Source organism: Ruegeria sp. AD6, from assembly GCF_056542325.1.
On record NZ_JBQFZQ010000001.1, the window covers coordinates 822,618 to 844,372 of the forward strand.

Sequence of the window (21,755 nt, forward strand, 5' to 3'; positions counted from 1 at the left end):
ATAGCCCCTTTTTACCAGCGGCGTTCAAAGCGGCGGCGCAGGATGATTGCGATGATGTTCATGGTCAGCAGGAACATCAGCAGAATGATGATCCCGCCCCAGGCCTTTTCGTAGAAACCAACATCGGCGCGGGCGGCCCAGGTGTAGATCTGGGCGGGCATGGCCGAGTTTGCCTCGGTAAAGCCGGCAAGGAAGCCGTCGGGGTAGCCACGGGCCACAAAGCCCACCATCCCGATCAGCAGCAGCGGGGCGGTTTCCCCCAAAGCCTGCGCCAAACCGATGATGGTTCCGGTCAGGATGCCGGGCGCAGCCAGAGGCAGCACGTGGTGGAACACCGCCTGCATTTTCGAGGCCCCTACCCCAAGCGCCGCGTCACGGATCGACGGAGGAACCGCCTTCAGCGACGCGCGGGTCGAGATGATGATCGTCGGCAATGTCATCAGCGTCAGCACCAGACCACCAACAAGCGGCGCTGATTGCGGCAGGTGCATGAACTGGATGAACACAGCCAGACCGAGGATACCGAACACAATCGACGGAACAGCGGCGAGGTTCGAGATATTTACCTCGATCAGATCGGTAAACTTGTTCTGCGGCGCGAATTCTTCCAGATAGATCGATGCCGCCACACCAATCGGCAGAGACAGGCCCAGAACGACCAGCATCATGAAGAACGAACCCACGACCGAGGCGCCGATACCAGCACCGCCGGGGTTGTCCACGCCCGAGTCTGCGCCGGTGATGAACGGCCAGTTGAAGACCTGCTTGATGATCCCGGCCTCTTCCAGCGCATCCACCAGATCCAGATCGCTTTTCTGCAGGAAGCGGCTGTCCTGAATACTGTCGCGCGACACGCGGCCTTTGTAATAGCCATCCACCCGGCTGGACGCTGCCAGATCGAATTCGACCGGTTGCCCCAACTGATCCGGGTTGTCCGCATAGAACGTCCGGATGGTTCCGCCGACTTTACCCAGAAGACGCTCAATCGCGGCCTCGTCGAAATCGACCTCAAGACCGCTTTCATCCAGCTCTTTGTTCAAGGCCGCTATGAACAGGTCAGAATAGGCTTTGGTTTTGAACAAGGTGCTTTCGGCTTCTTCCTGTTCCTGCTCGGTCAGTGTGAATTCCACGCTGACAACGGTCCGGGTAAAGGCCGGGATCCCTTCGGACAGGATCGAGGCGAACAGGACGAGCAGAAAGAACAGGCCGGTGGCAATGGCCACGATCCCATAAGCGCGAAAGCGTTTTTCGGCATTGGCACGTTTGCGGGTATGTGCGTCTGACGCCGTGAGCGACACAGATTTGCGACGCGGCTCAGAGGTTTGCATGCTTGCGTCGGTCATTCGTACTGCTCCCGGTATTTACGCACGATGTAAAGGGCAAAGACGTTCAGGCCCAGCGTGACAACGAACAGTGTCATGCCAAGCGCAAAGGCAACCAGCGCTTCGGGCGAGGCAAAATCTGCATCACCGGTCAGCTGGCTTACGATTTTCGCGGTGACGGTTGTCATCGCCTCAAAAGGGTTCAGGCTAAGCCGCGCTGCGGCCCCTGCCCCCAGAACCACGATCATGGTCTCACCAATGGCGCGCGAGGCTGCCAGCAGGATGGCCCCCACGATCCCCGGCAACGCGGCAGGCAGAACCACCTGACGAATGGTCTCGGACTGCGTGGCACCCAACCCATAGGACCCGTCACGCATCGCTTGTGGCACGGCGTTGATGATGTCGTCGGACAGGGATGAGACAAACGGGATCAGCATGATGCCCATGACCAGACCGGCGGTCATCACAGCAGTACCGGCTTTCATCCAGCCCAGACCTTCATCGTCGAAGACACCCAGCAGCATCGGGCCAACGGTCAGCAGGGCGAACAGGCCGTAGACGATGGTCGGGATACCAGCCAGAACTTCGAGCAGCGGCTTGGCAATCGAACGAACGGCGGGCGAGGCATATTCGCTGAGGTAAATAGCAGCGAACAGGCCAATCGGCACAGCCACCAGCAAGGCAACGACCGAGATATACAGCGTGCCCCACAACAGCGGCAGGATGCCAAGATCCGACGCGCCACCCCGGCCCGAAAAGCTGGGCGCCCAGGTGGTGCCAAAGAAGAAATCAGAGGCGGGGTATAGTCGGAAGAACTCCCACGTGTTGAAGACCAACGACAGAACGATGCCGACGGTTGTCAGGATGGCGATGGACGCGGCGGCCAGTAGCAAAATGCGAACGCCCTGCTCAACCACATTTCGGGCGCGATAGCTGGCATTGGTTTGCGCCAGGCTGACGGTTGCCCCTGCCAGTGCAACAAGGATCACAGCGATCGTCATCACCAGATAGCCGCTTGCATTCATCACGCGATAGCGCTGCGCGGCTTGAAGAACCGGTTGCGTGATGGTGGATGTCACAACCTGCCCGGCGTCTTTCAAAAGTTGCGTGATGTCGGCGACATCTGCGCTTGGGTTTTGGGCGACCGCCTCGTCCAGCTGACCCTGAGTGATGGCGGCATCCAGCCCCGACGCGGTACGGCGCACCTCGGCCATGACCAGCCCGCGCGACGAGCCTTCCTGAATAGCCGAGTCCGGGATCATACCCGAGATCTGAGAGTTCACGAATAACGGCTGCGCCAGCAGCCACACGATCAACAACCCAAAGGCAGGTATGACCACCTTCAGCGCGACATTGGCACCGTAAAAGGACGGAAGGGAATGCAGTTCCCGACTGTCGCCCCCGGCGCTTTGCAAGGCGCGAGACCGCCCCAACACATAACCGACTGCCGCAATCGCCAAGACAATCAGAAAAAGCCAAATTATCGGCATAACGCCCCCACAGGTCTTGATCGGGAAGAGAAGAAACATGGGGGCGGCACAGAATGCCGCCCCCCGCAAATCACATCGAAGGGGGCTTAGCTGCCCGAACCCATGGTGACTTCGTTGGCAATCGCTTCCTGAGTTTTGGACAGCTCAGGGTCAGCAACCAGACCATAGTTGGCCAGCGGGCTCGACGGGCCAGCAATTTCGTCAGCGGTGAAGAACTGAGCGTATTCTTTCAGGCCGGGGATCACGCCGATATGGGCTTTCTTCACGTAGAAGAACAGCGGACGCGACACAGGGTATTCACCGGTCGAGATGGTCTCGGTCGACGGTGCGATACCGGACATGGTCGCAACTTTCAGCTTGTCGGTGTTGTTCTCGTAGAACGCCAGACCAAAGACGCCGATGCCGTTCGGGTTGGTGTCGATACGGGCCAGGGTTTCGGTGTAGTCGCCGTCGATGTCGACCGACTTGCCATCGGTGCGCACGTCCAGACATGCATCTTCGGCGTCATCTTCGCTCATGCCGCCTGCAACCATGGCTTCCATTGCACCGGTTGCTTCACAGCCGATCAGCAGAACTTTTTCTTCGAACACTTCACGGGTGCCGTGCTTGGTGCCCGGAATGAAACCGGCGATTTCAACGTCAGGCAGGTCGCCGTTGAATTCGGCCCAGTTGTTATAGGGGTTGTCGACGATCTCGCCGTCTTTCAGGACCTTCGCGCCCAGAGCGTTGAAGATGTCCGCAGGCTCAAACGCGGTGAAGGCAGGGCCAGACTGTTGGCTTGCAAAAACGATGCCGTCATAGCCGATGCGGACTTCCATGATGTCGGTCACGCCATTTTCGGCACAGGCTTTGATTTCTTTTTCGCGGATGGCACGCGATGCGTTTGCAACGTCGATGGTGTTTTCGCCAACGCCCTCACAGAAACGCTTCAGACCCGCCGAAGAACCGCCCGATTCGACAACAGGTGTCGGGAAATCGGTGTTTTCACCAAACAGTTCAGCAACGATCGAGGCATAAGGCAGAACGGTCGACGAACCGGCAACCTGTACGTTGTCACGAGCTGCAGCAGTGGTTGCCGAGACGGCAGCGATTGCCAGCGCAGATGCCGACAGTTTTACAAAGGACATTTCAGTCTCCCTGAAAAGTAGAACTTGATCACCCCCATGATGATCTTGCGGGCACGTTTAAGTGAGGTGCGTAAGCCTTTTGTGACAGGTATGTAACAGCTTTATGACAGTCGTTATGAAAACTGAGTGACCTGACGCAAAGCTGCCATGCGCCGTTTACATACCGGCGGGTTCAACCACGGACCCAGTCATTACCGTGGTAAAATAACAGTAAAGACCGATCCCTTGCCCAGATCGCTTTCCACGCGCAACCGCCCCCTGTGGCGATTGACGATGTGCTTTACAATCGCCAACCCCAACCCGGTTCCACCCAATTGACGCGAGCGGTGGCTGTCGGCGCGATAGAATCGCTCGGTCAGGCGCGGCAGGTGCACCGCGTCGATGCCCGGGCCTTTGTCCACGATCTGAACCCGAACCGCCGGGCCGCGCATGGCCGTGTCGCGCTCGGACGGGGCAATGCGCACTTCGACACTGCCGCCGCTGCCGCCATATTTGATGGCGTTCTCGATCAGGTTCGTGAACACTTGCCGCAACTGGTCGCTGTCACCGATCAGAGGCACAGGGTCCTGCGGCGCATTCAGATTCAGGACGACATCGGCATCTTCGGCCAAGGGTTTCAGCGAGTTCAGCGTCGACTGCAAAAGCCCCGTCAGCTCCAGCTGTTCCTTGGGGCGCACCCTCTCTTCGCTTTCCACACGGTTGAGCGACAGAAGATCGCCAACAAGCCGGTTCATCCGGTTCGCCTCATCCGTCATGATCTGAAGAAACCGATCCCGCGCCGCTGCGTCCTCGCGCGCGGGGCCGCGCAGGGTTTCAATAAAGCCCATCAGCGCGGTCAGGGGCGTGCGCAATTCGTGGCTGACATTTGCGACGAAGTCACGGCGCATCTGGCTGGCCTGTTCCAAGTGGGTAATGTCCTGAAAGATGGCCAGAACCGCCCCGCCCGAGACGGCACCGACACCGTTCATATAGCGGCACTGAACTTCGAACGTGGTGTCCTGCGCGCCGTCATTGGACAGATGCCGGGTTTTGCTGGGCCCTTTGCTGCGCAGGCTCTGCTCCATCGCGTCGATCACCTGCGGTTGGCGCAGGATGGTCGCGAAATGCCGACCTTGCATATTTTGCCCCAGCAGCGTGCGGGCATCGGTATTTGCGGCGATGATGCGCTCGGTCTGATCTACCATCAGCGCGGGCATCGGAATGGCCGACACTATTTCCGTAAGCAGGTCTTCTGACATCGGCTGATTCCGTACTTGTCCCGATCTGTCAGGACACAGGCCTCATGGTTTCGCGAAACTTGCGCATGTTCTGCTGATAATGCAGCGCGCTGAACGTGATCATCTGCGCGGCCGCATCGTCCAACTGGCGCACCACCTTGCCTGGCGATCCCATCACCAGTGAATTGTCCGGGATTTCCTTGTTCTCGGTAATCAGGGCCCCTGCCCCGATCAGGCAATTCTTCCCGATCTTTGCCCCGTTCAGAACAATCGCGCCCATACCGATCAGAGTGTTTTCACCGATGGTGCAGCCATGCAGCATGACCTTGTGACCAATGGTGCAGTTCGCCCCAATAGTCAGCGGATAACCCGCATCGATATGCATGACACAGTTTTCCTGAACATTGCTGCCTGCGCCCACCCGAATCTCTTCATGATCGGCCCGGATCGTGCAGCCGAACCAGACCGAGGCGCCTTCTTCCAGAACGACCTTGCCGATCAGATTGGCATCCGGCGCGACCCAGGTGTCCTCGTGGATCTGAGGGACGTGATCTCCCAATGCGTAAATTGTCATGACAGGGCCTCGAATTCGTTTTGTAATGTGCGGACGTGGTCTTGAAGTTTCGGCTGTTGAATGCGGCGCATCCGTTCGGCACTGACGATGGTTTTCAGCTTTTCCTCGGTCGCGTCCAGATCATCGTTGACCAGAACATAGTCGTAATAACCCCAATGGCTGATCTCATCCCAGCTTTTCAGCATCCGCTTTGCGATCACGTCTTCGCTGTCCTGACCCCGGCCTTCCAGACGGCGGCGCAGTTCGGGGATCGAGGGCGGGAGGATGAAGATCGACAACGCGTGTTTTCCAAGGTCCGAATTACGGATCTGAACTTCACCCTGCCAATCGACATCGAACAGCACGTCCTTGCCTGCATCGATCGACTCGCGCACCGGGCCAGCGGGGGAGCCGTAAAAATTGCCGAACACATGCGCGTGTTCCAGCATCTGGCCATTGGCGACCTGCTGTTTGAACTCATCCTCGGTCTGGAAGTAATACTCGCGCCCGTGTTCTTCGCCCGGACGCGGGGCGCGGGTTGTGGCCGAGATCGAGAATTCAAGGCCGGTGTCCCAGGCCATTAGCCGGCGGGCCAAAGTGGATTTGCCCGCGCCGGATGGCGAAGACAGGATGATAAGTAGCCCGCGGCGATCTGCCATTTCAGTTCTTCCTATTTTCATTCAACATTCTGCACCTGCTCGCGCATCTGATCGATCACGGCCTTGAGTTCCAGCCCGACCGACGTCAGTTCCGCGCTTTGCGCCTTGGAGCATAGGGTATTGGTCTCGCGATTGAACTCCTGCATCAGGAAATCCAGTTTCCGCCCCACGGCCCCGTCCTGCGCCAACAGATCGCGCGCGGCGGCGACATGGGCGGTCAGGCGGTCAATCTCTTCCGTGATGTCGGCCTTCACCGCGATCAGCGCCAGTTCCTGCGCCACCCGATCCGGGTCGGCACCCTGCGCATTGTCCAGCACCCGCGCAAGGTTGTCGCGCAGCGCGTCTGCCATCTTGTCCTTGCGCTGTTCGGCCAGATCGGCAGCCTGCGTTGTCAGGGCTTCAACCTGATCCAGTTGAGCGCGCAGGATCTGGGCCAGCGCCTCCCCCTCGGTCCGGCGCATGTCGATGAAAGCCGCCAACAGGGGCGCAAACTCGGATGTCAGATGCGCAACCAGAGGCGCGGGATCATCGGCTTCGGTGCCTGCGTCCATCATCCCCTTCAGGGCCAGTAAATCGGTCGCCGTGGATGGGGCTAAGGCAATCCCCTTGGCCTGAGCCATCTCTTGCGTCTGCTGCAAGGCGTCCAGCGCCGCAGCCATTGCGGTTGCGTTCAGGGCCAGATCGGGTTGCGATTCATCCCGGCTGAGGCGCATCGACAGGGTCACGTTGCCCCGGCTCAGCGATTTGGACAGGGTGGCGCGCAGCGCAGCCTCAAGCCCGGTCAGCCAGTCCGGCACACGGATGCGCATGTCCAGGCCCTTACCGTTGACGCTACGCAGCTCCCAACTCCAGCTATGCGGGCCAAACTCCCCCGTCCCCGAGGCGAACCCGGTCATGGATCTGATCATGACTGCCCTTTCTGTCCCACACGTCTTTTTCTTGTCTGCCGCACCTAATGCCATTGGCTGGTCCAGAGCAAGAGTTTGCTCAACACGCAATTCATCCGCAGAAGTTAACCATTCGTTAAAGAATTCCTCCAAAATTGTATTAACCCGTGTCAATTTGGCCGTAGCACAGGCTGTCGGGCCGCGAATGCCCCCGATGCACTGCATTTTAGAAAATTGCGATCAATTGACGGTAGGGTGATGGTAATGAAAACCTTTTTCGGGACTGGCTCCGGCTCAGAATTTGGAAAGATCGTCGCAATGGATCGCTTTGACAGTGGACGCTCTCTTTCGCCGATCCGTCAGGCCGAGGCGTATTGGACCGCGTTGCTTTCGGAAGACGGTGTGCCCATGCGGTCGCAGATTGACCCGCGTGGATTGGAAAACGTTCTGCAATACACGTTCATTCTGGAACGCATCGCGCCCGGTCTGGCCCGGTTCCGGCTGGCGGGCACACATCTGAACCAGCTTGCCGGTATGGAAGTGCGCGGTATGCCGTTCACCGCCTTTTTCGAAGCTGATTCCCGGCCCAAGGTCAAAGACACGCTGGAACAGGTGTTTTCGGCCCCCGCAACGGCCGAGATGGGGCTTGTGTCCGGCGGAGGGTTCGGTCGCGCCCGCCTGCAGGCCCGTTTGATCCTGTTGCCGTTGAAAAGCGATCTGGGCGATGTCAGCCGGATCATGGGCGTCATGCTTTGCGATGGCACTATCGGCCCTACTCCGCGCCGCTTCACGATCTCGGACCAGCGTATCAAGCCGGTGTCCGAGTTGCAGACCCCAGCGGCACCTGCGGCCAGAGAATCCGCAGGCTTTGCCGAAGATCAGGCCGGATTCAAACCGGCGGCAAGCCATCTGCGGCTGGTTGTTTCCAGAGACGACTAACGAAAAACGGCGAGCCATTGGCCCGCCGTTTCGCATTCATATCTGCCGTGTTCAGCCTGCGGCGCGTTTCGAGCCGTTCCGGCGCAGGTTGGTCAGTTCTTCTGCCACCAGGAAGGCCAGTTCCAGCGACTGCGACGCATTCAGGCGCGGATCACAGGCGGTATGGTAGCGGTCGGACAGGTCTTCTTCCGTCACGGCCCGCACGCCGCCGGTGCATTCGGTCACATCCAGACCTGTCATCTCGAAATGCACGCCGCCGGGAATGGTGCCTTCGGCCTGATGCACACCGAAGAAGTCGCGCACCTCGCGCAGGACGGAATCGAACGGACGTGTCTTATAGCCTGTGGCCGACTTGATCGTGTTGCCATGCATCGGGTCGCAGACCCAAGTGACCTTGGCCCCTTCTTCCTTCACGGCCTTGACCAGACGCGGCAGATGCTCGCCTGCCTTACCAGCCCCGAAGCGTGCGATCAGGGTCAGGCGACCCTCTTCGTTTTCGGGGTTCAGCTTGGCCATCAGAACCTTGAGGTCTTCGGCAGTTGTTGTCGGGCCACATTTCAAACCGATCGGGTTCTGAACGCCCCGGCAGAATTCCACATGCGCACCGTCAGGCTGACGGGTGCGGTCGCCGATCCAGATCATGTGACCCGAGCCAGCCAGCCAGTTGCCCGAGGTGGAATCCAGACGCGTCAGCGCCTCTTCATATTCCAGCAGCAGACCTTCGTGGCTTGTGTAGAATTCAACGGTCGAGAATTCATGCGTGGTATCCGCCGTGATCCCAGCGGCATCCATGAAGTCGATGGTGTCCTGAATGCGGTCGGCAATCTCGGAGTATTTCTGCACGTCCTGCTCGTCCGTGAACCCAAGGGTCCACGAGTGAACGCGGCTCATATCCGCGAAACCGCCGGTCGAGAAGGCGCGCAACAGGTTCAGCGTCGCCGCCGCCTGCGTGTAGGCCTGCAGCATCTTGGCCGGATTCGGAATCCGCGCCTCAGGGGTGAACGCCAGTTCATTGATGATGTCGCCGCGGTAGCTGGGCAGTTCCACGCCATCCACAACCTCGGTCGGCGCGCTGCGCGGTTTGGCAAACTGGCCCGCCATGCGGCCCACCTTGACCACTGGAACCTTGGCACCATAGGTCAGAACCATCGCCATCTGCAGCATCACCTTGAACGTGTCACGGATCGCATCCGCGCTGAATTGTTCAAAGCTTTCAGCGCAATCCCCGCCCTGCAGCAGGAAGGCCTCGCCGCGACCGGCGGCACCCAGATGTTGCTTTAGACGCCGCGCTTCGCCCGCAAAGACCAGCGGGGGATACTGCGAAAGCTGAGCCTCGACTTTGGCCAGCGCGGCCGCGTCGGTATAGTCTGGCATCTGAACCCGGGGCTTGTTGCGCCAGTTCGATTTTTGCCATTCGGTCATAGCTTTGATCTCCGCTGAAGTGTTCAGGTCGCTTCTATACAAAATGCATTGCAGAGTGACCATATCCCATTTGCGCCTCTTGACGCCGGAAACAAGCTTTGAGCATGGTGTCTGGCAAATCACACGCGACGTGGGTTCAGCCGTCGTGGATTCGGGGAAACAACAGCCATGCAAGAGCAACGCCAAGTTGTCACAGTGGACGGCGGGTCGGATAAGCCTGTCAATTTCGTATTCATTTTGCTGGACAAGTTCTCGCTTTTGTCGTTCGCGTCTGCGCTGGACAGCCTGCGCATTGCCAACCGAATGGCCGGGCGCGAGATCTATAGCTGGTCGTTGGTCGGCGAAGGCGGCGAACTGGTGTCGTGTTCCGCCGGAACAACATTCAAGCTCGATTCGGACCTTGAAGAGCTACATCGCGACGATTTGATCCTGGTGTGCGGCGGGGTGGACGTTCAAGCTTCGACGACCAAGAAGGTTCTGAACTGGCTGCGGCGCGAGGCGCGCAAGGGTCTGAAGATTGGCGGTCTTTGCACCGCCGCCTATACGCTGGCCAAGGCCGGATTACTGGATGACAAGCGGGCGACGATCCACTGGGAAAACGCCGACAGCTTTTCAGAAGAATTCGACGCGGTCGAATTGACCAAATCCGTGTTCATCGTGGACGGCAACCGCATGACAACGGCGGGCGGTACATCCTCGATCGATCTGATGCTGAAGCTTATTGCGGATGATTACGGCGAGGAACTGGCCAACGCGGTGGCGGACCAGATGATCTATTCCTCGATCCGCACCGATCAGGACACCCAGCGCCTGTCCACCCCAACCCGGATCGGGGTGCGGCACCCAAAGCTGAGCCAGGTCATCCTGATGATGGAGAAAAACACCGAAGAGCCGATTTCGCCCTCGATCCTTGCCAAAGATGTCGGCATGTCGACCCGCCAGCTGGAACGCCTGTTCCGCCGGTATCTGAGCCGGTCTCCCAAGCGGTATTACATGGAGCTGCGCCTTCACAAAGCGCGTAACCTGCTGATGCAGACCGATATGAGTGTTATCAACGTGGCCTTGGCCTGCGGCTTTGCCTCACCCAGTCATTTTTCGAAATGCTACCGCGCGCATTACAACACCACGCCTTATCGCGAACGCGGCTCGCAAAGTGGGCGGCTGTCGATCTGATTAGCCGGGTGTGAGCCTGTAAACAGCGCCCTGCCCGACAGAAATGAACCAGATCGATCCGTCCGGTCCTTGAACAATGTCGCGGACGCGTTCGGTTTCCGGGCCTTTGATCTGTTCAACCTCGCGCAGGGGTGAGCCGGACAGGCGTGCGATGTAGTCGAACTTGAGCGAACCTACGAAAATGTCGCCTTTCCATTGCGGGAACATGTCACCGGAATAAACCAGCAGGCCCGATGGCGCGATTGAGGGGTCCCAAAAGAGCGCCGGTTGCTCCAGACCCGGTTTTGACGTCCCCTCTCCGATTTTCTGACCGGAATAATGGGTGCCGTACGAGATCACGGGCCAGCCATAATTCTTACCCGGTTGAACCAGATTGACCTCATCCCCGCCGCGCGCGCCGTGTTCGGACACCCATAATGTTCCGCGCGCATCCAGACCGGCCCCTTGCGGGTTTCTGTGGCCATAGGACCAGATTTCTGGTCGAACACCGGATTGCCCGACAAACGGATTGTCCGCAGGAACCGAACCATCGCGGTTGATCCGAATGACCGACCCCATATGGGTGCTGGTGTCCTGCGCCGAAGGCCGGTCGCCCCGGTCTCCGATGGTAATGAACAGGGTCCCGTCCTGCGCCTCGACCACGCGCGAGCCGAAATGGCGACCGCCAGAGCCGCCCGGTTCGGCCTCGAACACGACCCTGACATTGGTCAGCTTGTCCCCACGCTCGGAAAGGCGCGCAACGGCCATTGCGGTTCCCGCGCCGCCTGATTGCGGTTTGGAGAAGGTCAGAAAAATCTCTCGGCTGCGGTTAAAGTCGCGGGGAATGGTGACATCCAGCAAACCGCCCTGCCCCGAGGCAGCGACTTTTGGCACGCCCGATACATTCCGGGCCGCGCCATCAGACACATGGATCAGCGCGCCATCCCGCTCGGTCACCAGATAGCTGCCGTCGGGCAGAAGACCCAGCGCCCAGGGCGTATCCAGCCCGCCCAACATCTTTGTAGCCCGAACCGGGCCGTCGGCTGTCTGCAATGTCTGGGCATAAGCCACACCGCCGGACCAGATCAGAACGAAAAACGCGAAAAGCCGGATCATATGTGACCTCCATCAGTTGGGGTTCAGTCGTCAGGGCAAGCCGATACGTCAAACAGATAGGTGCGCTTTGTCAAAAAGCAGGACCTCTATAAGACTTTTCTTTTCCCGATAGCTTGCCTAGGGTCGTGCCCAGTTAGACTACGACATCAGGGAGTAACCTTATGAAAAAGCTGCTTACAGCAACTGCAGCAACCGCTCTGCTGGCGGGCACCGCCATGGCCGAGGATGTAAAGCTGGGCATTCTGTTCGGTTTCACCGGCCCCATCGAATCTCTGGCACCGGCCATGGGATCGGGCGCGGAAATGGCGATTGCCGAGGTCAGCGAGTCGGGCAAACTGCTGGACGGCAAGACAGTTGTTGGCACCCGCGCCGATACCGGCTGTATCGACAACGGTCTGGCCACCTCGAACGGTGAGCGCATGATCGCGGATGGCGTTGCCGGCATCATCGGCGGTGACTGCTCGGGCGTGACCGGCGCGATCCTGCAGAACGTGGCGATTCCGAACGGCATGGTCATGATCTCGCCGTCGGCCACGTCGCCCGGCCTGTCGACCATGGAAGACAACGGCCTGTTCTTCCGCACCGCCCCGTCGGACGCGCGCGAAGGTCAGGTGATGGCGGACATTCTGAATGACCGTGGCATTAGCTCGATCGCGCTGACCTACACCAACAACGACTACGGCAAGGGCCTGGCGGATGCGATCCAGTCCTCGTTCGAGGCGTCGGGGGGTGAAGTGACCATCGTGGCCGCGCATGAAGACGGCAAAGCCGATTACTCGGCCGAAGTGGGCGCGCTGGCCTCGGCCGGTGGCGACATTCTGGTTGTCGCGGGCTATCTGGATCAGGGTGGTCTGGGCATCATCCAGTCGGCGCTGGACAGCGGCGCGTTTGACACGTTCGGTCTGCCTGGTGGCATGATCGGTGACTCGCTGCCTGCGAATGTCGGCCCCGACCTGAACGGCTCGTTCGGGCAGATCGCCGGTTCGGGTGGTGAAGGCGCCGAGAAGTACTTTGCCATGGCAGAAGCCGCGGGCTTTGACGGCTCGTCGCCGTATTCGCCTGAATCCTATGACGCCGCCGCGCTGTTCATGCTGGCGATGCAGGCCGCAGGGTCCACCAACCCGGCGGATTACGGTGCCAAGGTGATGGACGTCGCGAACGCGCCGGGTGAGAAGATCTATCCGGGTGAGCTGGTCAAGGGTCTGGAGCTGATCGCTGCGGGTCAGGACATCGATTATGTCGGCGCTTCGGGTGTTGAACTGATCGGCCCCGGCGAAAGCGCGGGCTCGTATCGTGAGATCGAAGTGACCGACGGCGAGAACAAGACCGTCAACTTCCGTTGATCCTGCGCTAAGCGTCATAAAACAAAGCAGCCCGGGCCTTGTGTCCGGGCTGTTTCAATGAAAAAAGGCCGCACCTCGGGTTCGAGGATGGGATAAGAACGCCGAAAACGGCGGCTAGGGGAAAAGATGATCGTCGTCGAGGACGTGCACAAGCATTTCGGCGGATTTCACGCGGTGGATGGGGCATCGCTGGAAATCCAGAAGGGTTCAATCACCGGGCTGATCGGCCCGAACGGTGCCGGAAAAACCACGCTGTTTAACGTGATTGCGGGTGTTCTGCCACCGACGTCTGGCCGCGTGTTCATGGATGGCGAGAACATTACCGGCCTGCCCCCGCATGATCTGTTCCACAAGGGTTTGCTGCGCACGTTCCAGATCGCGCATGAGTTTTCCTCGATGACCTGTCGCGAGAATCTGATGATGGTGCCGGGCGCGCAGGCCGGGGAATCGCTGTGGAACACCTGGTTCGGACGCAAGCGGATCGCGGATGAAGAACGCGCGCTGAAGGCCAAGGCGGATGAGGTTTTAGAGTTTCTGACCATCGAACATCTGGCCGACCACAAGGCCGGTCAGGTATCGGGCGGGCAGAAGAAACTGCTGGAGCTTGGACGCACCATGATGGTTGACGCCAAGATCGTGTTTCTGGACGAGGTTGGTGCAGGCGTGAACCGCACCCTGCTGATGACTATCGCCGACACAATTCTACGCCTCAATAAGGAACGCGGCTATACCTTTGTGGTCATCGAGCATGACATGGATTTCATCGGCAAGATTTGTGATCCGGTCATCTGCATGGCCGAAGGCAAGGTTTTGGCCGAGGGGACCTTGGATGAGATCAAGGCCAATGAGCATGTGATCGAGGCCTATCTGGGGACCGGGTTGAAAAACAAAGACAAACTGGAGGCAGGCGCGTGAATGGAGTGATCCAGATGTGCGCCTGCGGCGCGCTTGAATTGTTTGATTGGGGGCTCTGCCCCCATGACCCCCGAGATATTTTTAGCCAGATGAAGAAGGATCCTGTGAATGGCTGAGCCGTTTCTGATCGGGGACACCATGACCGGCGGTTATGGCAAGGGGCCGGATATTCTGCATGACTGCACCATCGCCGTGGACAAGGGCGAGATTGCGGTGATCGTTGGCCCGAACGGGGCCGGTAAATCCACGGCGATGAAGGCCGTGTTTGGGATGCTGGACGTGCGCGCTGGTTCTGTTCGGCTGGACGGAGAAGATATTACGTCATTGTCCCCGCAAGACCGGGTGAACAAGGGGATGGGCTTTGTGCCGCAAACCCAGAATATTTTTACCTCGATGACGGTGGAAGAGAACCTTGAGATGGGGGCTTTCATTCGTCGAGATGACATCAGCCAAACGATGGAGCAGGTCTATGATCTGTTCCCTATTCTGCGCGACAAGCGCAACCAGGCCGCCGGCGAACTGTCCGGCGGTCAACGCCAGCAAGTTGCCGTGGGCCGCGCGCTGATGACGCAACCGAAAGTGCTGATGCTGGATGAACCCACCGCCGGTGTCTCGCCCATCGTGATGGATGAGTTGTTCGACCGGATTATCGAGGTATCGCGCACCGGGTTGCCGATCCTGATGGTCGAGCAGAACGCCCGTCAGGCGCTGGAGATTGCGGACAAGGGATATGTGCTGGTACAGGGCCGCAATGCCTATTCCGGCACCGGAAAGGAACTGCTGGCAGACCCGGAAGTGCGTAAGAGTTTTCTGGGCGGCTGACTCCGGTATCCTTGCGCGCGGAGGATTGAGTGATTCCGCGCCAAAATAAGGCGGTTTTGCGGCGAAGATGCTCGGCTTTAGAGGTCGCCTTTCAAAGATGCATTGTAAGCTTATGTTATTACACATCTAATCAGCATCACGACGGTTCGATGTAGCTGCCATTCAATCCAAAGATTGCCCGCTTAAGGATACATTCCGGTCAGAATATTCTCCTATCGCGTGCGTGCTGATGGTCCAGTTCCATCTGCGCCTGACATCGCGCTGCTCGGATTGGCGTGCGCACAACATCAATGAAGAACGACAGGAAACAACAAAAATGACAAAATGGATGATGGCGACGCTGTTCGCATTGGTGGCGTCGGGTGCCGCAGCAGAGGAGCATGTTTTTTCGTGCGTTTCAAATCTGGACGGAACTGAATTTGTCCTCAACAGCGCGTCGGAAGGCAGCGCGGGCACGATTTCGACCATCGACATCGCTGGCGACACTGTGGCCTTTGACGCCCAGGTGTTGAAAGGTGTTGGCAGTGTTACTTTCCTGTCGATGCAGGAAACGCAGGTTCTGACCTATGTCGTGAACTTTTCCGACATGACCTATGATTTGTCGATCAATGGGGAACACTCGGCAAATGACAAAGGGACGTGCACGGAAGGGCAAGTTTGATCTTGGCACGGTTGAGTAAAATTAACCGTTAAATATCAATGTGATATAATTCTTCATTACACGGAATATTCACCGCGACTCAACTGACGGTGAGAACGGATGTAACACCGTTTCCCGACCGACTTTCTGGCTTAGGTCTATTGATGTGATCCGTGTTTGGATTCGACGCCAAACCTGATCTCATCAGACCTAAGACCAGGCGGTAGGTGGCGTGAATACCAGCGCCCCGTAGACCGCCCAAAAGTTGGAAATGTGACCGATGAAGAAGATGATCGCCTTGACCCTTTCGCTGCTGATCCCCCAGCTGGCCTCGGCCCAGAATGCAGGCCCACTGGACGGCGCGGATTTTGTCGTCAATTGCGTGTCGGACAAAGACGGCAGCTCGGTGACCCTCGCCCGTTCGGGTGGCACCAACAAGGGCTATATCGTGACCGACGCCATCCGGGGCGAAGCGACCATCCTATCGGGCATCGGGTCGTTGACATTTCTACACCTGATGGAGCGGGACGTGATCACCTTTGTGGTTGATTTCGACAACCTGAGCTATGACCTGACAATCAAGGGTCCGCACGCCACCCAGGACCATGGTGCTTGTGATGATCCGATAAGCTGACGGATCGTACAATTTTCTCACTGGAACTGTAATTTACGGCCCAAAAACGGGCGCAAAATATTGTGCCCGGCAGGCAGGGCATGCCATAAGGCTGCACTCGGACAGTGAGAAGAACTGATGGATTTACTGAACGCGCTTGTTGCGCTTGCGAATTTTGTGATCGTTCCTGCGATTGCCTATGGGAGCCAACTTGCGCTGGGGGCGCTGGGCGTCACTCTGATCTACGGCATCCTGCGGTTTTCCAACTTCGCCCATGGCGATACGATGGCCTTTGGCGCGATGATCGCCGTGCTGGTAACCTGGGGCCTGCAGGCTGCCGGTGTCAGCTTTGGGCCGCTGCCGACCGCTCTGCTGGCGCTGCCCTTTGCGATCCTAGGCTGTATTGTTCTGGTTCTGATCACGGATCGGCTGGTCTATCGGTTCTATCGCGAGCAAAAGGCCAAGCCGGTGATCCTTGTCATCGTGTCGATGGGCGTAATGTTCATCATGAACGGGTTGGTTCGCTTTGTTATCGGACCCGACGATCAGAGGTTTTCCGACGGCGCGCGGTTTCTGATTTCCGCGCGGGATTTCAAGTCGATGACCGGGCTGAGTGAGGGTCTGGCGATCCGCACATCCCAAGCGATTACCGTTGTTGTAGCCGTCGTTGCGGTAGCTTTGCTGTTCTGGTTTCTGAACAAGACGCGCACGGGCAAGTCGATGCGGGCCTATTCGGATAACGAAGATCTGGCCCTTCTGTCCGGTATCAACCCCGAGCGCGTTGTGATGATCACCTGGATCATCGTGGCGGCACTGGCGACAACCGCCGGGGTGCTTTACGGGCTGGATAAGAGCTTCAAGCCCTTCGTCTATTTCCAGCTTCTTCTGCCGATCTTTGCCTCGGCCATTGTCGGCGGGCTGGGCAACCCGCTGGGCGCAATTGCCGGTGGCTTCATAATCGCATTTTCCGAGGTGACGATTACTTACGCCTGGAAAAAGGTCCTGACCTATCTCGCACCAGAGACGCTGGCACCGTCGGGTTTGGTGCAGTTCCTGTCCACCGATTACAAATTTGCCGTCAGCTTTGTGATCCTGCTGATCGTCTTGCTTTTTAAGCCCACGGGCCTATTCAAAGGGAAAGCGGTATGAGCGAAGCAACCAAAAACACGCTTCTGTTTGCCGTGGTCGGCGGGCTGATCCTGATGACCGGTTTCACGCAAAGCTGGAACGCGGCGATTCTGATCCTGAACATGGGGCTGATCTCGGCCATTATGTCGATTGGGGTGAACCTGCAATGGGGCTTTGCGGGCCTGTTCAACGTTGGCGTCATGGGCTTTGTTGCGCTGGGCGGTCTGGCTGTTGTGCTGGTATCTACGCCACCGACGCCCGGGGCGTGGTCCTCTGGCGGGTATGGTATTGTGCTTGCTTTGCTGTTGGGTGCGGCGACCGTTGTTGCGGCTGTTATGGCGGCGCAGAAACTGCCCAAGGGCAATGTGCGCAACCTGTCCATCCTCGGCATCCTTGTGGCTGGTTTTTTCATCTATCGCGCGGTGTTTGACCCCAGCGTTGCGGGGGTCGAGGCCATCGATCCCGCGATTGCAGGCAACCTTGGGGGGCTGAACCTGCCGGTTCTTCTGGCCTGGCCTGCGGGCGGGCTGCTGGCGGCGGGCGCGGCCTGGCTTATCGGGAAAACGGCTTTGGGCCTGCGGTCCGACTATCTGGCCATTGCTACGCTTGGTATCGCCGAGATTATCATTGCGGTCCTCAAGAACGAGGATTGGCTGGCCCGCGGCGTCAAGAACGTCTACGGCCTGCCTCGCCCCGCCCCCGTGGTCGGGTATGAGATTGACCTGCAACAGGATCCCGGTTTTATCGCGCGTGCAGAATGGCTGGGGCTTGACCCGGTGACCGCTTCGACCCTGTCCGTCAAGCTGGGCTATTCACTTCTGTTCCTGATCGTGCTGCTGGTGCTGCTGTGGATGGCGCAAAAGGCGCTGCACAGCCCTTGGGGCCGCATGATGCGCGCAATCCGCGACAACGAAGTCGCCGCCGAGGCGATGGGCAAGGATGTCACCCGCCGTCATTTGCAGGTGTTTGTTCTGGGCTCGGCCATTTGCGGGATCGCAGGTGCGATGATGACCACGCTGGACGGGCAGTTGACCCCCAGCGCCTATCAGCCTTTGCGCTTCACCTTCCTTGTCTGGGTCATGGTGATTGTTGGCGGCTCGGGGAACAACTTTGGCGCGGTTCTGGGCGCGTTCCTGATCTGGTTCCTGTGGGTTCAGGTCGAGCCGATGGGCCTGTGGATCATGAACCTGATTACATCCGGCCTGCCCGACGGCAGCGCCCTGAAAGCGCACCTGATCGAAAGCGCCGCGCATATGCGCCTGTTTACCATGGGGCTGGTGCTTTTGATTGTTCTCAGATTCAGTCCAAGGGGGCTGATCCCCGAGAAATAGGCTGAAATCTTCTCAAATCACAAAGCCGTGTCGGCGAATACCGGCGCGGCTTCTTGATTCTTAAAGATTTTTTGACTAAACCAACCCACCATTCCCGGCATTGGATACGTCTTCATTTCTGTCGACGCTCACTCACACACCCTCTCGCCGGTCTTATAAGGCCAGTTACCCAGTCTAAAGAGTAGATCTTAGAACCATGAAAAAACCACTCAGCAAAGTTATCATCCTGTTGCCGCTAGTTGCGGCAGTTGCGGCCTGTGTCCCCTCGCCCGAAGATCTGGAAACCACACCGGTCAAGGTCAACACGCCCGAGGGTGTGGTGACCTGTCAGCTCTATCGCCATGACCGCGTGACCTGGGACCGGGCCATTGATTTCCCGGCGACCAAGATGTCGGTGCGTCAGGCGGATGCCTATTGCCGTCAGGAAGGCCAGCGCCGCCTGAAAGGTTAAGCTAGCGGTTTCGGAACAATCCACCCAAGATGCCGCGCACGATGCGGCGACCGGTGGTACCTTTCAGTTCCTTGATCACGGCCTCGCTCATCGCGGTGGCAAACGTGTCTTTCTTGCGTGTCACGCGCGAGGAAGACCGCCCCACCCGGCTGCCCGAATATCTGCGGGCCGAGGCGAATTCGCGCTCCATCGCCGTCTGCATTTCCACGACCTCTTCGGCCTCGGCGGCTTCGGCTTCCTTGGCGGCGGCCTCGGCGCGGGCCTGAAGGATCTCAAAGGCCGATTTTCGATCGACGGGTGTGTCGTATTTCGCAGACATTGGTGACGCGGTCATAACCGTCCGGCGTTCAGCGTCGGAAATCGGCCCCAACTGGGAACCCGGCGGGCGGATCAGTGTACGTTCGACAATGCCCGGCACACCCTTCTTTTGCAGCATCGAGGTGACGGCTTCACCCACGCCGACCTCACGTATTGCCTCTTCTGTGTCAAACGCCGGATTCTCGCGATAGGTTTCTGCGGCAAGGCGCAGGTTCTTCCGGTCACGCGCGGTAAAGGCCCGCAAGGCGTGCTGCACGCGATTGCCCAACTGTCCCAGAATATCTTCGGGAATATCGGCCGGATTCTGCGTGATGAAATAGACCCCGACACCCTTGGAGCGGATCAAGCGCGCCACCTGTTCCACCTTGTCGATCAGAACCTTCGGTGCGTCTTCGAACAGCAAATGGGCCTCATCGAAGAAGAAGACCAGCTTGGGTTTCTCGGGGTCGCCAACCTCGGGCAGTTCTTCGAACAACTCGCTCAGCAGCCACAGCAGGAAAGTTGCATAAAGGCGCGGCGATCCCATCAGTTTGTCCGAGGCGAGGATGTTCACAACACCCTGCCCGGCCTCATCCGTACGCATGAGGTCGGCAAGGTCCAGCGCGGGTTCCCCGAACAGTCGGGTGCCGCCCTGGTTCTCCAACACCAGCAACCGGCGCTGGATCGCACCGATCGACGCGGTCGAGACATTGCCGCAACGCAACGAAAGCTGCGCCCGGTTCTCACCAATCCAGACCAACAGCGCTTGCAGGTCCTTAAGGTCCAGCAGCGGCATGCCTTCTTCATCGGCCACGCGGAAGGCGATGTTCAAAATCCCCTCCTGCGCCTCGCTCAACTCCATCAGGCGGGACAACAGCAATGGCCCCATCTCGGTCACTGTCGTACGAACCGGATGCCCCTGCTCACCAAACAAGTCCCAGAAGGTCACCGGACAGGCGGCGTAGGCGAAATCGGTGAATCCGATGCGCGTGGCGCGATCCATGAAAGCCTGATGCAGTTTGTGTGTCTCGGTTCCCGGCAATGCCAGCCCGGACAGGTCACCTTTGACGTCCGACAAGAAAACCGGAACGCCTTCCTTGGAAAACCCTTCGGCCAGAATTTGCAGCGTCACCGTCTTGCCGGTCCCGGTGGCCCCGGCAATCAACCCATGCCGGTTCGCGTATTTCAGCGTCAGCCCCTGCGGCTGGCCATAGTCCTGACCGCCACCGCCCAGAAAGATATCTTCGCCCATGTTTTCACTGCCTTATGTCTCACCGATCCGGACCCAGCATACAAAGTTAACCTTTGACTGCGATAGTCATTTTGCGCGCTTTGTGGTGCCAGCCGCAAAGGCGCACTTCCTCCCTGTTGACTGGCCGTGCCTTCGGGCACGGCTTTTTTGCCCGTTCACGCGGATTAAACTGAACTGACGAGTATATTAAAAGTTCAGGTTAGCAGTTGACCACTGCGTCCCCCTCTCGTAACGTCTGCCACATAACTAAGTCGGCCAGTCCGACGGGGAGAAACATTTATGGAAGGGAGCTGCTCCACCAGCTCCCTTTTTCTTGTTTTTAAGGGGTGGAAACCCTACCTGAGTGGCAAGAAATTGTTCATTTTCGAACCGACGCATCGCTTAGTGCCTGACACCAGCCGTGAACGGTGCTAGAGGAAGAAAAAAACTCAATCACCAAATATCGAGGCATTCATGATCAAGTCACTCCTTTCGATCAATACGCTCGCTGCTGTCCTTGTTTGCGGCGCTGTCAGTGCACAGGAAACCTCGGAACCCGAGGCCGATAACGGGCTGGACCTGGGCGAGACCGGTCCGCGTGCGGGTGAACAGTTCGTCAAAGAAACTTCCGGCGATTGGGAGGTGTCCTGCATCAAGGCGCAGGAAGGCGAAGACCCATGCGCCATCGTTCAGGTTCTCAACGGCCAGCAAGGCGATCCGATTGCCGAGGTGTCCATTGGCAAACTGCCCGAAGGTGGGGCCGCCGTGGCCTGGGCGAATGTGATCGTCCCGCTGGAAACCCTGCTGCAGGCGCAACTGGCGCTGTCCATCGATGGCGCGCCGCGCAAGCTGTATAACTATCACCACTGTGTGCCGGTCGGCTGCGTCGCCCAACTGGGTCTGAGCCAGGGTGACATCGATGCCATGAAGGCGGGCAGCAAGGCGACCTTCTCGCTGGTGCCCGCACGCTTCCCGGATCAGGTTCTGACCATGGACATGTCGCTGTCTGGCTTCACCTCGGGGTTTGACAGTCTCAGCGTCAACGTAAACTGAGCGATGCTTTCGTCGCCGCAGTGGAAACGCTGCGGCGACTTTCGGGC

General features: G+C 58.6%; 21 protein-coding genes. 11 read left to right on the forward strand and 10 right to left on the reverse strand.

All coding sequences use genetic code 11. The features are described from left to right. Positions 1-11: 11 nt before the first annotated feature. From pstA to ACR0KJ_RS04000, 7 genes are all read right to left on the reverse strand, one after another. Positions 12-1,343: a phosphate ABC transporter permease PstA gene (gene pstA, locus ACR0KJ_RS03970; RefSeq protein WP_170450671.1), complete on the reverse strand. Its 1,332-nt coding sequence runs from the start codon at positions 1,341-1,343 to the stop codon at positions 12-14. After that, positions 1,340-2,812, reverse strand: coding sequence for a phosphate ABC transporter permease subunit PstC (gene pstC, locus ACR0KJ_RS03975; protein WP_480626013.1), 1,473 nt, complete (start codon positions 2,810-2,812; stop codon positions 1,340-1,342). The genes pstA and pstC overlap by 4 nt, the downstream gene beginning before the upstream one ends. An 86-nt stretch (positions 2,813-2,898) precedes the next feature. Then, entirely contained in the window at positions 2,899-3,939 is a 1,041-nt protein-coding gene (locus tag ACR0KJ_RS03980) for a substrate-binding domain-containing protein (RefSeq protein WP_170450667.1), read from the reverse strand. Positions 3,940-4,130: 191 nt separating this feature from the next. Next, complete coding sequence (locus ACR0KJ_RS03985) at positions 4,131-5,177, reverse strand: sensor histidine kinase (RefSeq protein WP_480626014.1); 1,047 nt, start codon at positions 5,175-5,177, stop codon at positions 4,131-4,133. A gap of 28 nt (positions 5,178-5,205) precedes the next feature. After that, a complete protein-coding gene (locus tag ACR0KJ_RS03990) occupies positions 5,206-5,730 on the reverse strand; it encodes a gamma carbonic anhydrase family protein (RefSeq protein WP_480626015.1) in 525 nt (174 codons plus the stop codon). Further along, positions 5,727-6,368: a guanylate kinase gene (gene gmk, locus ACR0KJ_RS03995; RefSeq protein ID WP_170450661.1), complete on the reverse strand. Its 642-nt coding sequence runs from the start codon at positions 6,366-6,368 to the stop codon at positions 5,727-5,729. The genes ACR0KJ_RS03990 and gmk overlap by 4 nt, the downstream gene beginning before the upstream one ends. Before the next feature lie 17 nt (positions 6,369-6,385). Further along, positions 6,386-7,276 carry a YicC/YloC family endoribonuclease gene (locus ACR0KJ_RS04000; protein WP_170621811.1) on the reverse strand — a complete coding sequence of 297 codons (891 nt, stop codon included), beginning with the start codon at positions 7,274-7,276 and terminating at the stop codon, positions 6,386-6,388. Positions 7,277-7,573: 297 nt separating this feature from the next. On the opposite strand from ACR0KJ_RS04000, the gene ACR0KJ_RS04005 reads away from it, so the two are divergent. Continuing rightward, the gene (locus tag ACR0KJ_RS04005) at positions 7,574-8,194 is read left to right on the forward strand and encodes a PAS domain-containing protein (RefSeq protein WP_170450657.1); all 621 of its coding nucleotides are present in this window, start codon (positions 7,574-7,576) and stop codon (positions 8,192-8,194) included. Between the two features lie 51 nt (positions 8,195-8,245). Here ACR0KJ_RS04005 and ACR0KJ_RS04010 read toward each other — a convergent pair whose 3' ends face one another. Then, the gene (locus ACR0KJ_RS04010) at positions 8,246-9,616 is read right to left on the reverse strand and encodes a class II 3-deoxy-7-phosphoheptulonate synthase (RefSeq protein WP_170450655.1); all 1,371 of its coding nucleotides are present in this window, start codon (positions 9,614-9,616) and stop codon (positions 8,246-8,248) included. Positions 9,617-9,784: 168 nt separating this feature from the next. Between ACR0KJ_RS04010 and ACR0KJ_RS04015 the strand changes: the two genes are divergently transcribed. Continuing rightward, positions 9,785-10,789, forward strand: a complete 1,005-nt coding sequence (locus ACR0KJ_RS04015) for a GlxA family transcriptional regulator (protein WP_170450653.1) — start codon at positions 9,785-9,787, stop codon at positions 10,787-10,789. On the opposite strand, the gene ACR0KJ_RS04020 is transcribed toward ACR0KJ_RS04015, so the two are convergent. Continuing rightward, positions 10,790-11,884, reverse strand: coding sequence for a PQQ-dependent sugar dehydrogenase (locus tag ACR0KJ_RS04020; RefSeq protein ID WP_170450651.1), 1,095 nt, complete (start codon positions 11,882-11,884; stop codon positions 10,790-10,792). A gap of 161 nt (positions 11,885-12,045) precedes the next feature. On the opposite strand from ACR0KJ_RS04020, the gene ACR0KJ_RS04025 reads away from it, so the two are divergent. The 8 genes from ACR0KJ_RS04025 (at position 12,046) to ACR0KJ_RS04060 (ending at position 19,127) form a co-directional block, all read left to right on the forward strand. Next, complete coding sequence (locus ACR0KJ_RS04025) at positions 12,046-13,227, forward strand: ABC transporter substrate-binding protein (RefSeq protein ID WP_170450650.1); 1,182 nt, start codon at positions 12,046-12,048, stop codon at positions 13,225-13,227. 126 nt (positions 13,228-13,353) lie between these two features. After that, the gene (locus ACR0KJ_RS04030; RefSeq protein ID WP_170450648.1) at positions 13,354-14,142 is read left to right on the forward strand and encodes an ABC transporter ATP-binding protein; all 789 of its coding nucleotides are present in this window, start codon (positions 13,354-13,356) and stop codon (positions 14,140-14,142) included. Positions 14,143-14,250: 108 nt separating this feature from the next. Further along, positions 14,251-14,964, forward strand: coding sequence for an ABC transporter ATP-binding protein (locus ACR0KJ_RS04035; RefSeq protein ID WP_170518649.1), 714 nt, complete (start codon positions 14,251-14,253; stop codon positions 14,962-14,964). 316 nt (positions 14,965-15,280) lie between these two features. Further along, on the forward strand, positions 15,281-15,625 hold the full coding sequence (locus ACR0KJ_RS04040; RefSeq protein WP_170450644.1) for a hypothetical protein: 345 nt from the start codon (positions 15,281-15,283) through the stop codon (positions 15,623-15,625). 259 nt (positions 15,626-15,884) lie between these two features. Continuing rightward, positions 15,885-16,238, forward strand: a complete 354-nt coding sequence (locus tag ACR0KJ_RS04045; protein ID WP_170450642.1) for a hypothetical protein — start codon at positions 15,885-15,887, stop codon at positions 16,236-16,238. A 117-nt stretch (positions 16,239-16,355) separates the two neighbouring features. Then, positions 16,356-17,366 (forward strand): branched-chain amino acid ABC transporter permease, encoded by a 1,011-nt coding sequence (locus ACR0KJ_RS04050; protein WP_170450640.1) that lies wholly within the window; start codon positions 16,356-16,358, stop codon positions 17,364-17,366. Further along, positions 17,363-18,676: a branched-chain amino acid ABC transporter permease gene (locus ACR0KJ_RS04055; protein WP_170450638.1), complete on the forward strand. Its 1,314-nt coding sequence runs from the start codon at positions 17,363-17,365 to the stop codon at positions 18,674-18,676. The genes ACR0KJ_RS04050 and ACR0KJ_RS04055 overlap by 4 nt, the downstream gene beginning before the upstream one ends. Positions 18,677-18,872: 196 nt before the next feature. Then, complete coding sequence (locus ACR0KJ_RS04060; RefSeq protein ID WP_480626016.1) at positions 18,873-19,127, forward strand: hypothetical protein; 255 nt, start codon at positions 18,873-18,875, stop codon at positions 19,125-19,127. A 1-nt stretch (position 19,128) separates the two neighbouring features. Here ACR0KJ_RS04060 and ACR0KJ_RS04065 read toward each other — a convergent pair whose 3' ends face one another. Continuing rightward, positions 19,129-20,676: a helicase HerA-like domain-containing protein gene (locus tag ACR0KJ_RS04065; RefSeq protein ID WP_480626017.1), complete on the reverse strand. Its 1,548-nt coding sequence runs from the start codon at positions 20,674-20,676 to the stop codon at positions 19,129-19,131. Positions 20,677-21,129: 453 nt separating this feature from the next. On the opposite strand from ACR0KJ_RS04065, the gene ACR0KJ_RS04070 reads away from it, so the two are divergent. Beyond that, positions 21,130-21,708 carry an invasion associated locus B family protein gene (locus ACR0KJ_RS04070; protein WP_170450634.1) on the forward strand — a complete coding sequence of 193 codons (579 nt, stop codon included), beginning with the start codon at positions 21,130-21,132 and terminating at the stop codon, positions 21,706-21,708. Positions 21,709-21,755 lie beyond the last annotated feature (47 nt).

Excerpts from the sequence above, each read along its gene's own strand:
- pstA (WP_170450671.1), bottom strand. The coding sequence starts at position 1,343 with ATGACCGACGCAAGCATGCAAACCTCTGAGCCGCGTCGCAAATCTGTG.
- pstC (WP_480626013.1), bottom strand. The coding sequence starts at position 2,812 with ATGCCGATAATTTGGCTTTTTCTGATTGTCTTGGCGATTGCGGCAGTC.
- ACR0KJ_RS03980 (WP_170450667.1), bottom strand. The coding sequence starts at position 3,939 with ATGTCCTTTGTAAAACTGTCGGCATCTGCGCTGGCAATCGCTGCCGTC.
- ACR0KJ_RS03985 (WP_480626014.1), bottom strand. The coding sequence starts at position 5,177 with ATGTCAGAAGACCTGCTTACGGAAATAGTGTCGGCCATTCCGATGCCC.
- ACR0KJ_RS03990 (WP_480626015.1), bottom strand. The coding sequence starts at position 5,730 with ATGACAATTTACGCATTGGGAGATCACGTCCCTCAGATCCACGAGGAC.
- gmk (WP_170450661.1), bottom strand. The coding sequence starts at position 6,368 with ATGGCAGATCGCCGCGGGCTACTTATCATCCTGTCTTCGCCATCCGGC.
- ACR0KJ_RS04000 (WP_170621811.1), bottom strand. The coding sequence starts at position 7,276 with ATGATCAGATCCATGACCGGGTTCGCCTCGGGGACGGGGGAGTTTGGC.
- ACR0KJ_RS04005 (WP_170450657.1), top strand. The coding sequence starts at position 7,574 with ATGGATCGCTTTGACAGTGGACGCTCTCTTTCGCCGATCCGTCAGGCC.
- ACR0KJ_RS04010 (WP_170450655.1), bottom strand. The coding sequence starts at position 9,616 with ATGACCGAATGGCAAAAATCGAACTGGCGCAACAAGCCCCGGGTTCAG.
- ACR0KJ_RS04015 (WP_170450653.1), top strand. The coding sequence starts at position 9,785 with ATGCAAGAGCAACGCCAAGTTGTCACAGTGGACGGCGGGTCGGATAAG.
- ACR0KJ_RS04020 (WP_170450651.1), bottom strand. The coding sequence starts at position 11,884 with ATGATCCGGCTTTTCGCGTTTTTCGTTCTGATCTGGTCCGGCGGTGTG.
- ACR0KJ_RS04025 (WP_170450650.1), top strand. The coding sequence starts at position 12,046 with ATGAAAAAGCTGCTTACAGCAACTGCAGCAACCGCTCTGCTGGCGGGC.
- ACR0KJ_RS04030 (WP_170450648.1), top strand. The coding sequence starts at position 13,354 with ATGATCGTCGTCGAGGACGTGCACAAGCATTTCGGCGGATTTCACGCG.
- ACR0KJ_RS04035 (WP_170518649.1), top strand. The coding sequence starts at position 14,251 with ATGGCTGAGCCGTTTCTGATCGGGGACACCATGACCGGCGGTTATGGC.
- ACR0KJ_RS04040 (WP_170450644.1), top strand. The coding sequence starts at position 15,281 with ATGACAAAATGGATGATGGCGACGCTGTTCGCATTGGTGGCGTCGGGT.
- ACR0KJ_RS04045 (WP_170450642.1), top strand. The coding sequence starts at position 15,885 with ATGAAGAAGATGATCGCCTTGACCCTTTCGCTGCTGATCCCCCAGCTG.
- ACR0KJ_RS04050 (WP_170450640.1), top strand. The coding sequence starts at position 16,356 with ATGGATTTACTGAACGCGCTTGTTGCGCTTGCGAATTTTGTGATCGTT.
- ACR0KJ_RS04055 (WP_170450638.1), top strand. The coding sequence starts at position 17,363 with ATGAGCGAAGCAACCAAAAACACGCTTCTGTTTGCCGTGGTCGGCGGG.
- ACR0KJ_RS04060 (WP_480626016.1), top strand. The coding sequence starts at position 18,873 with ATGAAAAAACCACTCAGCAAAGTTATCATCCTGTTGCCGCTAGTTGCG.
- ACR0KJ_RS04065 (WP_480626017.1), bottom strand. The coding sequence starts at position 20,676 with ATGGGCGAAGATATCTTTCTGGGCGGTGGCGGTCAGGACTATGGCCAG.
- ACR0KJ_RS04070 (WP_170450634.1), top strand. The coding sequence starts at position 21,130 with ATGATCAAGTCACTCCTTTCGATCAATACGCTCGCTGCTGTCCTTGTT.